The 13,149-nt window shown below is 61.9% G+C and carries 11 protein-coding genes and 2 pseudogenes; 6 read left to right on the top strand and 7 right to left on the bottom strand.

The annotated features are described in order from the left end of the window. Positions 1-393, bottom strand: a 393-nt coding sequence (locus MOV76_RS34945) for a LacI family DNA-binding transcriptional regulator (RefSeq protein ID WP_247266250.1), incomplete at its 3' end; no start/stop codon positions are given. A 95-nt stretch (positions 394-488) separates the two neighbouring features. Here MOV76_RS34945 and MOV76_RS34950 point away from each other — a divergent pair. The 3 genes from MOV76_RS34950 (at position 489) to MOV76_RS34960 (ending at position 3,596) form a co-directional block, all read left to right on the top strand. Next, positions 489-1,676 carry a phytanoyl-CoA dioxygenase family protein gene (locus MOV76_RS34950; RefSeq protein WP_247266251.1) on the top strand — a complete coding sequence of 396 codons (1,188 nt, stop codon included), beginning with the start codon at positions 489-491 and terminating at the stop codon, positions 1,674-1,676. Positions 1,677-1,768: 92 nt separating this feature from the next. Further along, on the top strand, positions 1,769-2,590 hold the full coding sequence (locus MOV76_RS34955; RefSeq protein ID WP_247266252.1) for an SDR family oxidoreductase: 822 nt from the start codon (positions 1,769-1,771) through the stop codon (positions 2,588-2,590). A gap of 94 nt (positions 2,591-2,684) precedes the next feature. Beyond that, positions 2,685-3,596, top strand: coding sequence for an SMP-30/gluconolactonase/LRE family protein (locus MOV76_RS34960; RefSeq protein ID WP_247266253.1), 912 nt, complete (start codon positions 2,685-2,687; stop codon positions 3,594-3,596). A gap of 1 nt (position 3,597) precedes the next feature. Here the strand turns inward: MOV76_RS34960 and MOV76_RS34965 are convergent. The 5 genes and pseudogenes from MOV76_RS34965 to MOV76_RS34985 all read right to left on the bottom strand — a co-directional run. Continuing rightward, a pseudogene (locus MOV76_RS34965) lies at positions 3,598-3,828 on the bottom strand (ThuA domain-containing protein); the annotation flags it as partial. Then, a pseudogene (locus MOV76_RS34970) lies at positions 3,818-4,565 on the bottom strand (ABC transporter ATP-binding protein); the annotation flags it as partial. The pseudogenes MOV76_RS34970 and MOV76_RS34965, both read right to left, overlap by 11 nt. 19 nt (positions 4,566-4,584) lie before the next feature. Next, the gene (locus MOV76_RS34975; RefSeq protein WP_247266254.1) at positions 4,585-5,496 is read right to left on the bottom strand and encodes a carbohydrate ABC transporter permease; all 912 of its coding nucleotides are present in this window, start codon (positions 5,494-5,496) and stop codon (positions 4,585-4,587) included. A 1-nt stretch (position 5,497) separates the two neighbouring features. After that, entirely contained in the window at positions 5,498-6,385 is an 888-nt protein-coding gene (locus tag MOV76_RS34980; RefSeq protein ID WP_018243685.1) for a carbohydrate ABC transporter permease, read from the bottom strand. Between the two features lie 96 nt (positions 6,386-6,481). Continuing rightward, positions 6,482-7,774, bottom strand: a complete 1,293-nt coding sequence (locus MOV76_RS34985) for an ABC transporter substrate-binding protein (protein WP_247266258.1) — start codon at positions 7,772-7,774, stop codon at positions 6,482-6,484. Between the two features lie 203 nt (positions 7,775-7,977). On the opposite strand from MOV76_RS34985, the gene MOV76_RS34990 reads away from it, so the two are divergent. From MOV76_RS34990 to MOV76_RS35000, 3 genes are all read left to right on the top strand, one after another. Further along, positions 7,978-8,985 carry a Gfo/Idh/MocA family protein gene (locus MOV76_RS34990; protein ID WP_247266255.1) on the top strand — a complete coding sequence of 336 codons (1,008 nt, stop codon included), beginning with the start codon at positions 7,978-7,980 and terminating at the stop codon, positions 8,983-8,985. 9 nt (positions 8,986-8,994) lie between these two features. Beyond that, the gene (locus MOV76_RS34995; RefSeq protein WP_247266256.1) at positions 8,995-9,993 is read left to right on the top strand and encodes a LacI family DNA-binding transcriptional regulator; all 999 of its coding nucleotides are present in this window, start codon (positions 8,995-8,997) and stop codon (positions 9,991-9,993) included. Positions 9,994-10,196: 203 nt separating this feature from the next. Further along, positions 10,197-12,440: a glycoside hydrolase family 2 protein gene (locus MOV76_RS35000; RefSeq protein WP_018243689.1), complete on the top strand. Its 2,244-nt coding sequence runs from the start codon at positions 10,197-10,199 to the stop codon at positions 12,438-12,440. A 108-nt stretch (positions 12,441-12,548) separates the two neighbouring features. Here the strand turns inward: MOV76_RS35000 and MOV76_RS35005 are convergent. Continuing rightward, the coding region (locus MOV76_RS35005) for an ABC transporter ATP-binding protein (protein WP_247266257.1) at positions 12,549-13,149 on the bottom strand (601 nt) is incomplete at its 5' end.

Here is a 13,149-nt window from a genome sequence, read left to right on the forward strand (position 1 = left end):
CTCGGCGACGTCAGGCGCCTTCAGCACGATGCCGTGCGTGCCGCGCAGCCGGATGCGGTCGAGAAGCTGCACCAGTTCGGCCGGCTTCATCACCTCGGCGAAGTGGAACCTGCAGCGGAAGACGCCGGGCAGGAAGGTCGCCATCTCCGCCTCGAAGGCGGCGCGCACCGCATCGCTGAAACGCTGCGGCGTCTCCATGACGATATCGATGGCCAGCACGCGGCCGCTGCCCATCGCCCCGGCCTGCTGCTTCTCCAGCTCCGCGATCGCCGCCTTCACCCGCATTTCAGTCTGCCGGCGCACGCCCGGTCTGCCGTTCAGCACCCGGTCGACGGTGGCGGTGCTGAGTCCGGCCTGGAAGGCGATGTCCTTGACGAGAAAGAGATGTGCCATGCGATTGGCCTGATGGTTTTTTGATGGATTTCTGATCTATATCACCGCGCACTGCGGCGTATAGTGCCCCCATCGGAAAGAGGGAGGAGCCCGCTATGAAAACCGACAACCAGCAGAAACTGCGCGCCGACCGCGTCTGGCTGAGCGAAGAGGCCTGCGATCTCGATGATTTCCGCAGCCTTGCGGAAAAGGCGACTGTACTTGCCGATTACCCCTCGGCGTCTGCGGTCGAAAAAAACGTGCTGATCTATAACAGCCGCAAGGTGATGGCAGCGGCCGCAACGGCAGAAGGCCGACGCGCCGTGTTGGCCGAAATCTGCGAAGCTTTCGGTGAGGGTCCTGGTGTCGTCGTGTTCAAGCATGCTTACGAAGACACCGCCGTCATCGACCGCGCCAGCACGATCTTCGACGCGATCATCGAGGAACAGCACCGCACCGCGAGCGGCGGCGGCGATCACTTCGCCAAGCCCGGCGCCAACGACCGCATCTGGAATTCGCTGGAAAAACATTGTCTCGCCGATCCGGCAAATTTCGCCGAATATTACGGCAACGCCATTATCGCGCTGGCCAGCGAAGCCTGGCTCGGTCCGAGCTACCAGATGACGGCGCAGGTCAACCGCGTCAATCCGGGTGGTGCGGCGCAGTCGGCGCACCGCGATTACCATCTCGGCTTTCAGTCCTCAACGGTGATCGAACAGTTCCCGGCGCATGTGCACCGGCTCTCGCCGGTGCTGACGCTACAGGGTGCGGTCGCCCATTGCGACATGCCGCTCGAAAGCGGTCCGACACTCTTCCTGCCGTACAGCCAGACCTATGTGCCGGGCTATCTCGCGCTGAAGCGGCAGGAGTTCCGGGATTATTTCGAGAGGAACCATGTCCAGCTGCCGCTCGAAAAAGGCGACGTCGTCTTCTTCAATCCCGCCCTCTTCCATGCCGCCGGCACCAACCGCTCGGCCGACATCAAGCGTGTCGCCAACCTCCTGCAGGTCTCCTCCGCCTTCGGCCGGGCAATGGAAACCGTCAACCGCGAAAGGATGAGCGTCAGGCTGTTTCCCGCGTTGAAGATTTTGCAGGGCAGGCTCTCGCTTGACGAAATCGCCAACGCCGTCGCCGCCTGCGCCGAGGGCTACTCCTTCCCGACCAATCTCGACCGCGACCCGCCGCTTGGCGGACTGGCGCCGAAGACACAGGCGCAGTTGATGCATGAGGCGCTGAAGGAAGGCTGGAGCGATGAAGTCTTTACGGCAGCACTTGCCGAGCAGGCGCAGAAGAAGTTGAGCTGATTTGGAGCTCGAGCCTCTTGCATCGGCACTGAGATAAAAGCGTCCCGCACCCGCGGGAGGCTATTCGCGCATCATCACAATGGAGGAACCACATGAGCACCGACCACGGCCGGCTCGACGGCAAGATCGCCATCGTCACCGGCGGCACGCAAGGATTGGGCGCGACCATCGCCCGCCTCTTCGCCGAACGCGGCGCCGAAGGCATCGTCATCTGCGGCCGCAACGAAGCCAAGGGCAAGGCAAAGGCGGCGGAGATTTCGGCCGCGACTGGCGCCCGGATCGTCTACGTCAAAGCCGACCTCGGCAAGGTCGAAGATGCACAGCATGTCGTGCGCGCCTGTGACGAGACCTTCGGCCGTGTCGATGCGCTGGTCAATGCCGCCGCCATCACCGATCGCGGCACCATCCTCGATACCAGCCCCGAGCTCTTCGACGCCATGTTCGCCGTCAATGTGCGCGCGCCGTTTTTCCTGATGCAGGAAGCGGTGAAGGTCATGCGCCGTGAAAAGATCGAGGGCACGATCGTCAATATCGGTTCGATGTCAGCCAAAGCAGGCCAGCCCTTCATCGCCGCCTATTGCGCCTCCAAGGGCGCGCTGGAAACGCTGACGAAGAACACTGCCTACGCGCTCCTGCGCAACCGCATCCGCGTCAACGGTCTGAACATCGGCTGGATGGCCTCCGAAGGCGAAGACCGGATCCAGCGCGAATATCACGGCGCACCTGCCGACTGGCTGGAGAAGGCGGCGGCAAGCCAGCCCTTCGGCCGCCTCGTCGATCCGCACGAGGTGGCGCGCGCCTGCGCTTACCTGTCGTCTTCCGAATCCGGCCTGATGACCGGCTCGGTCATCTGCTTCGACCAGTCGATCTGGGGCGCTTATGACGGTTCGCCGCATCCGGTCGCGGCCGTCTGACGAAACCAGAGCCCGGCAATTCCGTCGCCGGGCTCTGGCACCTCCAGGTTTTTGCCGCTAGGAAAAGAACGGCAGCATTCAGGGAGGAACTGGCATGGGCGACAATCCGATTTATGAGATCCGCGACGAACGCTTCGGTGCAATGGTCATCGGCAGCGCCGGCCTCGAGGAGCTTTATTCCGGCTGCCGCTGGACGGAAGGCCCGGTCTGGTTTTCCGACCTGAACTGCCTTCTCTGGAGCGATATCCCGAATGAACGCATGATGCGCTGGACACCGGATGGTACGGTCTCCGTCTTCCGCTCGCCGTCCAACTACGTCAACGGCAATACCCGCGACCGGCAGGGCCGGCTGGTCTCCTGCGAACATGGCGGCCGCCGCGTCACCCGCACCGAGACGGACGGCACCATCACCGTTCTCGCCGACAGCTACCGGGGCAAGCGGCTGAACTCGCCGAACGACGTCGTCGTGCACTCCGACGGCGGGGTCTGGTTCACCGATCCGACCTACGGCATCCTGTCGGATTACGAGGGCCACAAGGCCGAGCCCGAGCAGCCCACGCGCAACGTCTACCGGATCGATCCGACAAGCGGCGCGATCGACGCCGTCGTCGAGGATTTCATCCAGCCGAACGGCCTTGCCTTCTCGCCCGATGAGACGAAGCTTTATATTGCCGATTCCGGCTCCGCAAAACATGACGTGCCGCGCCATATCCGCGTTTTCGACGTCATCGACGGCAGGACGCTTGCCAACAGCCGCTATTTCTGCAGCCTCGATGTTGGCCATCCCGACGGTTTCCGTTTCGATGTCTCCGGCAATCTCTGGACGAGTGCCTCCGACGGCGTGCACTGCTTTTCGCCCGAGGGAGCGTTGCTCGGCAAGATCAGGGTGCCGCAGACGGTGTCCAACCTCACCTTCGGCGGCCCCAAGAAGAACCGGCTCTTCATCACCGCAACGCGTTCGGTCTATTCGATTTATATCAAGACGACCGGCGCACAATATCCATAGATCAGGCCTTCGGTCTATCGGGGCGGCCGTGCAGCGGCTCGGCTCGATGCCAGTTTTCCAGGATGCGGCCATCGGTGTGTTTCTGCCGCGCCCAGCGGACGCCGTTCGAGATCACCCTATGCACGGTCTTGTCGTGATAGATCGGGTAGGTCTCGTGGCCGGGGCTGAAGAAGAAGATGCGCCCGCGCCCGCGCTGGAAGGTGCAGCCGCTGCGGAACACCTCGCCGCCGGCCGCGTTATAGTGACAGGAATGACGTTCATCTTCGGCGAGCCGATGAAGGTCGCGACGAATTCGTTGTCCGGCTCATGATAGAGCGACATCGGCGCACCCGCCTGCGCTACCACGCCCTTGTTCAGCACGACGATGCGGTCGGCCATCGTCATCGCTTCCACCTGGTCGTGAGTGACGTAGACGACCGTCGCCTTCAGTTCGCGGTGCAGGCGTTGCAACTCAGCGCGCATCTGCACGCGCAGCGCCGAATCGAGGTTCGACAGCGGCTCGTCGAAGAGGATCAGCGCCGGCTTCTTGATGATGGCGCGGCCGATCGCGACGCGCTGGCGCTGGCCGCCGGAAAGAGCGGCCGGGCGGCGGTCGAGATAGTCGGTGAGCTGCAGGATCTCGGCAACACCCTCCACTTGCCGGCGGATCTCTGCCTCCGGCACCTTCTTCAGGCTGAGCGAGAAGCCGATGTTTTCGGCAACGCTCATATGCGGATAGAGCGCATAGGACTGGAACACCATGGCGATGCCACGTTTGTCGGGCGGCACGTCGTTGATGCGCTTACCGTTGAGGATGAGGTCGCCATCGTCGATGCCTTCGAGGCCGGCGATCATCCGCAGCAGCGTGGACTTGCCGCAGCCGGACGGACCGACGAAGACCGCGAATTCGCCGTCTTCCACGGTGATGTCGACGCCCTTGATGACCTCGAGCGCGCCGTAGAATTTGCGAACGTTTCTGAGATTGATCATTTGTTTCTCTTTCTTGATCTCAGCCCTTCACGCCGCCCGAAAATGTCTGGACGAGGAAGCGCCGCGCAAAACCGAAGGCGACGACGGCAGGCAGCAGGTAGATGAATGCCAGCGCCGTCAGCAGGCCGTAATCGATCTCATTGATGCGCAGAAAGGCGCGAAAGAGACCGAGCGGCAGCGTCTGCAACTCCGGCGACGACAGGAGGATCAGCGGCAGCAGGAAATCACCCCAGGCCGACATGAAGGCGAAAAGCCCGGCCGCAGCCAGCCCCGGCAGCGCCAGCGGGATCAACACCCGGCGGATGCGCTGTAACAGTGTTGCCCCGTCCATCAGCGCCGCCTCCTCGTAGTCCCTCGGCAGCCCGTCGAAGAAGGTCTTCATGATCCAGAGCGCCAGCGGCAACTGCATCGTCGCAAGCACCAGGATCAGCCCGAGATAACCGTCGATGAAACCGGTCCAGCGCATGATATCGCGGGCATAGCTGCCGAAGATCGGCCTAAGCACCGCCGCTTCCGCGTTGTTCAGCGTCAGCAGGAATTTGTAGAGCGGCACGACGAGCGCCGTCGGCGGCAGTACCCGGATAAGCAGGATCGCGTAGAGGAACGGCAGCTTCCACCAGGCCCGGGTGCGCGATAGCGCATAGCCGCCAAGTCCGGAAAGCACCATGACGAGCAGCGTCGCGCCGCCGACCACGAACAGCGAGTTGAACAGCCACTTCGCCCCGTCCTCCTTGGTGAAGACCCTGATATAGTTGGCGAAGGTCCATTGCTCCGGCCAATGCAGGAAGAGCTGCGCATTGCCGTCGAACGAGGCGATCAGCACCCAGAAGAAGGGTACCGCGCAGAAGATCGAGATCAGCGACAGCGTCGCATAGGCAATGAGGTCGGACCGACCCCTATTTGCAGTTTCGCTCGGGGAAACGACGGCCATGTCAGACCTCCACCTTCATGGCCCGGACATAGGCGATGCCTAATATCAGCGAGATGACGAGCGCGACGACGGCGACCGCAGCACCGTAGCCCAGCTGGAACGCAGTGAAGGACTGGTTGTAGATATAGATGCTGACCACCTCGGTCGCCCCGCCCGGTCCGCCGCGCGTCAGCGCATAGACGAGGCCGAAGACGGCAATGGTGGAGACGGCCGAGATCAGCATGTAGAGCAGGATTGTCGGCATCATCAGCGGCAGGGTGATGCGGCGGAACATCTGCGATGGTGTGGCGCCGTCCATGCGCGCCGCCTCGTAGATTTCCGCCGGGATGGTGCTGAGGCCGGCCGTTAACAGGATCATCGCCGTGGCGATGCCACGCCAGGTGTTGACGACAATGATCATCGACAGCGGGAAGACCTGCAGCCAGTCGGCCGGCGTGATGCCGAAGAAGCTGACGATGCGGCTGAGTGTGGCATTGTCGCCGCCCGCCAGCATCGAGATCCACATGAAACCGGCGACGACTTCAGGGGCCGCGTTCGGCAACAGGATGATCGACGAGAACACCCGCCGAAAGCGGATCGGGCGGCGCAGCGCAATTGCCGAGATCAGCCCGAGCACGAACTGGCCGATCACCGCCGAACCGATGACGAAGACGAAGGTGACGAACAGCGAATTCCAGAACTTCGCGTCGTTGAAGAGCCGCGTGTAATTCCTGAGACCGACGAAGCGGGGCCGAAGAGCCGCGGCCCCGGTCAGCGCCTCGTTGGTGAAACTCAGATAGATCGAATAGAGGGCCGGATAGATGACGAAGGCCAGAAGCAGCACCAGCGAGGGCAGCAGGATCAGCAGCCATTGCCGCTCGGCGCGCTTTTCATGAGAGTTTCGGGCCATGGAAGCTCACAACCTTATCGGCTTATCGAATGAAAGCGGGAAGACGCGGGCGATGGTGCCGCGTCCCCGTCCTGGCGGAAGAGAGGGTGCCGGACCTTACTTGACCATGTCGTCGCCGAGCGTTTCCTTGACGTAATCGACGAGGATCTTCTGGGCGCCGGCAGCATCGGTTTCTTTGCGCAGCAGCGCTTCGGTAGCCCGCGCCACACCTTCCGAAACCGTGCCGAAACCGGAGGCCTGCTTCAGGAACACGCCGTTCCCGGCCGCCGCATGGATTGGAACCAGTTCCGTCAGCTTCTGGAACTCGGCATTATCAGCCGCACCCTTGCTGGCCGGGATATTGCCGATACGGGCGGCGTAGGAAACCTGCGTCTCGATCGAGCCGATCTCCATCAGCGCCTTGATCGCAAGCTCGGTATTGGCCGACTTGGAATTGACGGCCCACGGCGCAGCGAGGTTGGCAAGTACGTACTGGCCGCTGCTCTGGCCGGGAACGGTCCAGGTGCCGACCACCTTCGTCACTTCAGGGATCGGATTCTTGCTTTCGCGACCCCAGTCGAAAATATAGCACCAGGAGCCGCAGGTGGTCGCGACGAGCTTGCCGGCCGGGAACATCTGGTACTTCGGCACGACCCAGGGCTCGGGTCCGAGCAGTGGCTGGGTCGGCATCAGATCCTTGTCGATCAGTTCCTTGTAGACGCCGAAGACATCCTTGATGCCTTCGCCATTCAGATCGAGCTTGCCGTCGGCATCGACGAGCTGCGGCGTCTTGGAACCGACGAGCAGATGCTGGAAGCCTTCGTCGAAGGCGCCGCTTCCCCAGGAGACGCCAGCCGGGAAGAGCAGGCCGTAGGCGCCGGTCTTCTGCTTGATTTCGGCCGCGCGGTCGAGAAGCTCCTGCCAGGTCTTCGGCTGTTCGGTCGAGATGCCGGCCTTTTCGAGAACATCCTTGCGATAATAGATTTCCTGGATGCCGAGCATGAACGGCATCACATAGGTTTCACCATCCGGGCTGACGGCAAGCTCCTTGGCAACGTCATAGAGGTTGGCGTAGCCATCCCAAGCCTTGAACTCCTTGGTAACAGGCGCGAGGTAGCCGGCTTCCACCATGTCGGCGACCGCAGCCGTGGTCGGGATGGAAAAGAGGTCGGGCGCGTTGCCGGCGCCGAGCTCCGTCAGAAGTTTGGTCAGGTAATCCTTGTCGGGCGCCGGATATTCGATGACCTCGACGGTGACGCCATATTTCTTTTCGATCCGCTCGACCGTCGACTTCATCGCGTCGATGCCGGCCTGACCGTGATTCGCAATGCGGATTGTTTCAGCCTGCGCCAGCGTCGAAACCGCGCTCAGCAGAACGGCGTACAGGCCGCCAAGAACCATCTTCTTCAATTGAAGTCCTCCCTTTTTTACAGACACGGCGCCCTCCAGCACCGGTTGCGAAAATGTACACGCATTCCAAACACTGACAAGATGGTTTTTGAAATGATTCGAATGCGAGTTTTAATATACTGATATTGCTTATCTATATAGATATTGCCATCCCTATATCGTTTGTGTAATCGTGTGCACAATGCATTCAGGGAGGAGTTTTCATGACTAGGAAATTGCGCCTCGGCGTCATTGGCGCTGGCTTGAAGGCGGCGGAATATGCCGAGAGCTGGGTCAAGATGCCGGAGATCGAATTTGCTGCACTCGCCGACACCATGGCGGCTTCACGCCAGCGCCTGATCGACGTCTGCCTCGCCGCCGGCGCACCACAACCGAAGAGCTTCGAGGATTATCGCCGGATGCTCGCGGAATGCCGGGGCGAACTCGACATCGTCTACGTCTCTACCCCGCATGCCTTCCATGCCGAGCAGGCAACCGCCGTTGCCGAGGCCGGCCTCGACCTCTTCCTGGAAAAACCGATGGTGACGACGGTCGCCGAGGCCGAGAGGCTGATCGCCGCGCAGAAAAAGAGCGGCGTCACCATCGTCACCGCCTTCCAGGGCGGCCTCTCGCCGTTGGTGCTCGACACGCGCCGGCGGGCTCTCGCCGGCGAATTCGGCGAGTTGATCGCCATATCCGGCATGATTTGGGAAAGCTGGTCGTCCAATTACGACGGCCATTGGAAGCAGCAGCCTGATATCTCCGGCGGCGGCTTCATGTTCGATACCGGCGCCCATATGATGAACACCGTCTGCCTGCTCGCCAATTCGGATTTCGACAGTGTGTCGGCCTATATGAACAACCACGGCAGACGGGTCGATATCGCCACCGCCGTCTCCGCCCGCCTGAAAAGCGGCGCGCTGGCGACATTGACGGCCGCCGGCGAAGGCCCTCCGGGCTGCGCCTCCTACATCACCTTCTTTTATTCAAAGGCGATCGTGCGCATCGACGCCTGGGGCGGCTGGCGCGAGATCAGTGTCGGGCGCACCGCCGAGCCGCGCGAGGAGGCCGAGATTCTCGGTAATCCGATGAAGAATTTCCTCGCCATTCGCGAGGGAAAGATGGAAAACTCCGGCTCCGTTGAAATGGGCCTCAGATTCGCTAGGCTATGGGATGCAATCAAGGAATCGGCAGCGGCCGACGGCGCTTCCGTCAGGATCGTCGCCCAATAGGCGCTGAAGATGAGCGGTATGAGCAGACGGCGGATCACATCGAAGGAACTGGCGAAACTCGCCGGCGTCTCCTCCGCCACCATTTCCCGCGCCTTCTCGCCGGATTCACGCATCGGCAGCGCGACCCGCGACCGCATCCTCGCCGTCGCCCGTGAACATGGCTACCAGCCGAACGCGATCGCCCGCTCGCTGAACAACCAGCGCTCACGCCTCGTCGCCCTGGTCGTCAATGCGATCGGCAACCCTTGCGAGGCTGAGGAGCAGCAGCTTCTCGTCCACCGCCTGCAGGCCAGACAATTGCTGCCGATTATCCTCTGCTGTGCCGATCATTCCGACCGGTTGCAGCTGATGCGCCTTGCCTCCACCTATCAGGTCGATCACGTCGTCGTCTTCTCCGACATGGTGTCGATGCAGGATGCTGTCGACATCTTCCACACGACCAAGCCGATCATCGTCTCCTTCGAGCCGCTCGACAACGAAAACGTCTCCAGCATCCGCATCGACGGAGCGCAGGCCGCCGACGAGATCATCGACAAGATCGTCCGCGACGGTAAGAAGCGCTTCGCCTACCTCTCCGGCACCAATTCCAGCTGGATCGACAAGCTCAGGCGCAAATGGTTCGCCGATGCGCTGACCAAGCGCGGCCTCGCCTTCGAGACGCAGGCCTTCGGCGATTATTCTTATGATTCCGGCTTCAAAGAAGCCGTGCTCCTGCTGCACCGTGACAAGGTCGACGCCATCATCTGTGGCAACGATGTTATGGCGATCGGTGCGCGCGATGCAGCCCGCCGGGTGCTCGGCAAGAACACCCCTGATGATATCGCCATCGTCGGCCAGGACGGCATTGCCATGGCCGCCTGGGATTGCAACGACCTCACCACGCTGAGCCTAGACCACGTCGCCTTCATCGATGCCGTCGTCGAATTGATCGAACGCCATGACGCCGAGATCGAAGGCCCGCACAGCATCACGCTCACCTGCACCGCCCGCTGGGGCTCGACTGCCTGATGCATGTCGCCTGGAAGTGTACAGCGGTTCCGGGATGACGACATGCATGAAAAAAGCTAAAGCCCGTCGCATGAATCAAGTTCGCTGTGACGTGCTTTAGCGGCTCGCTCATCCATTGCATCAAGGAGGAATACCGATGACCCGATTTTCACGCGCCGAGAGGCGCCGCAATGTCCCTGATGCCGCAATCTGGAGAGCCTGAAATGCGTTCCGTCGTTTCCTTCAATGAAGGCTGGAGTTTCCACGAGGGCTTCGGCCAGCGCCTGCTCGAAACTTTCGATGCCGCCAAGTCGGTCAGCCTGCCGCATACCGCCGTCGAACTGCCCTTCAGCTATTTCGACGAGACCAGCTATCAGCGCGCCTTCACCTATCAGAAGGTGCTGCGCTGGCTGCCGGAATTCGAGGGCCGCGAAGTCTCGCTCGTCTTCGACGCCGCCATGGCCGACAGCGTCGTCTATCTGAACGGCGAGGAAATCATTGCCCATAAGGACGGCTACACCCCCTTCGAGGCCCGCCTCACCGGCAAGCTCGCCAAGGGCGAGAACCTCGTCACCGTCAAGATCGACGGCAGCGAAAATCCTGACATTCCGCCTTTCGGCGGCCGCATCGATTATCTGACCTATGCCGGCATCTACCGCGATGTCTGGCTGAAGGTCACCGACCCGGTCTCGATCCGCAATCTCAAGATCGAAACCACAGACGTTCTCGACCCGGAGAAATCGGCGACCATACGCGTCGATATCGCCAATCCCGAGGGCCGCAGCTTCTCGGCGACGGTCACCGCCACGCTGAAACAGGCCGACGGCACGGTGGTCGCCACTGCCGCAACCGAAACGATCGGCGACAGCACTAGGCTTTCCTTCGGCGGCCTCACCGGCATCGCCCTCTGGGACATCACCGATCCCACGCTCTATGACGTCACCGTCGAGCTCAGGACCGAACATGGCTCCGACCGTCTCTCCACACGGTTCGGCTTCCGCACCGCCGAATTCACGCCGGAAGGTTTCCTCCTCAACGGCAAGCCACTGAAGCTGCGCGGCCTCAACCGCCACCAGGCCTTCCCCTATGTCGGTTATGCCGCCGGCCGTTCCGCCCAGGAGCGCGACGCCGACATCATGAAGACGGTGCTGAAGTGCAATATCGTCCGCACCTCGCATTATCCGCAGTCGAAATGGTTCCTCGACCGATGCGACACGATCGGTCTGCTGGTTTTCGAGGAGATCCCCGGCTGGCAGCATATCGGCGATGCCGACTGGCAGCAGGAATCGATCGAAAACGTCCGCCGCATGATTGAGCGCGACTGGAACCACCCCTCGATCATCATCTGGGGCGTGCGCATCAACGAATCGCAGGATAGTCACGATTTCTACGCCGAGACCAACCGTCTCGCTCGCGAACTCGACAGCACCCGCCAGACCGGCGGCGTGCGTTATCTCACCGAGAGCGAACTGCTCGAAGACGTCTATACGATGAACGACTTCATCCTCGGCAACGAGGAACTGCCGGGCGCCAACCGCCCGCGCACCGCGCTGCGCGGCCAGCAGGAAAATACCGGACTGTCGCACAAGGTGCCGTACCTCATTACCGAGTTCAACGGCCACATGCACCCGACGAAGATTTATGACCAGGAGCAGCGTCAGGCCGAGCATGTGCGCCGTCACCTGGAGGTGCTGAATGCCGCCTATGGCGATCCTGATATCTCCGGCGCTATCGGCTGGTGCATGTTCGATTACAACACCCACAAGGATTTCGGCTCCGGCGACCGCATCTGCTATCACGGCGTCATGGACATGTTCCGCGAGCCGAAATTCGCGGCCTATGCCTATATCAGCCAGTGCGACCCTTCCGAGGAGATCGTCATGAAGCCGGCGACCTTCTGGGCGCGCGGCGAACGCAATATTGGCGGCGTGCTGCCGCTGATCATCCTGACCAACTGCGACGAGGTGGAGCTGCGATATGGCGCGCTCAGCAAGCGCATCGGTCCAGATCGCGAGAATTATCCGCATCTGCCGCATCCGCCCGTCGTGCTCGACCATCGTCATTTCACTGCCGACGAGCTCGGCACCTGGGGTCTCGAATGGATCGACGGCACCTTCACCGGCTATATCGGCGGCGAGCCGGTGGCCAGCCTGACGCTGGCGGCCGATCCATTGCCGACGACCCTGGAGGTCGTTGCCGATAGCAACACGCTGAAAGCCCGTGAACGCGACAGCACACGCGTCATCATCCGCGCCCTCGACCAGCGCGGCCAGCGCCTGCCCTTCATGAACGACAGCATTTCGCTGAAGGTGCACGGCCCGGCAAGGATCGTCGGTCCGACCAACGTGCCGCTCCAGGGCGGCACCGCCGGCTTCTGGCTGGAGGCGACGGGGTTCACGGGCGAGATCACCGTCGAAGCGGTTTCGACGCGTTTCGCGCCGGTGTCGCTCAGCGTGACGGCTGCCTAGCGCATAACCCCGAAAATCGAAATCGATTTTCGGAAAGGATTATGTGCAAACTCAAAGTGTTAGAACGTCCTTAGCGCGTCTTATAGACGCGCGGCGCTCTAATGACTGTTACGAAATCCTGAGCTGGCTCTCGGGATCGAAGAACACGGCCTTATCGAGATTGAAGGCGAGACGGGTGTTTTGTCCTGGAGCGATGCCGGTATCGGCGCGCAGGCGGGCGACGACGGATTTGCCGCCGAGCTTGGTGACGGCGAAGGTGTCGGAGCCGGCCGGCTCGACCACCTCGATCAGGCAATCACCCTCGGTCAGCGAGCGCGCCTTGCGGTCGGCGCCATCGGGATCGGTCAAGGCCTCCGGCCGGATGCCGAAGATCACCTGTCTGCCGGTATAGGCGGTCAGGCCATCATTGCCTGCGATGACCGGGAGCCTCAGCGGGGCGGCATTCGGCCGCTCCAGCGAGACGTCGAGCCCGCCGGCGCCGTTCTCGACGGTGGCGGTCAAGAGGTTCATTGCCGGCGATCCCATGAAGTCGGCGACGAAGATGTTGGAGGGGCTGTTATAGATCTCGGCCGGCGTGCCGAACTGCTGCAGCACGCCATCCTTCAGCACGGCGATCTTGGTCGCCAGGGTCATCGCCTCGATCTGGTCATGGGTGACATAGACGAAGGTGGTGCCCATGCGCTGATGCAGCCGCTTGATCTCGGTGCGC

Origin of the sequence: Rhizobium sp. PRIMUS64, assembly GCF_023006465.1 — a bacterium.
GTDB lineage: Bacteria > Pseudomonadota > Alphaproteobacteria > Rhizobiales > Rhizobiaceae > Rhizobium > Rhizobium leguminosarum.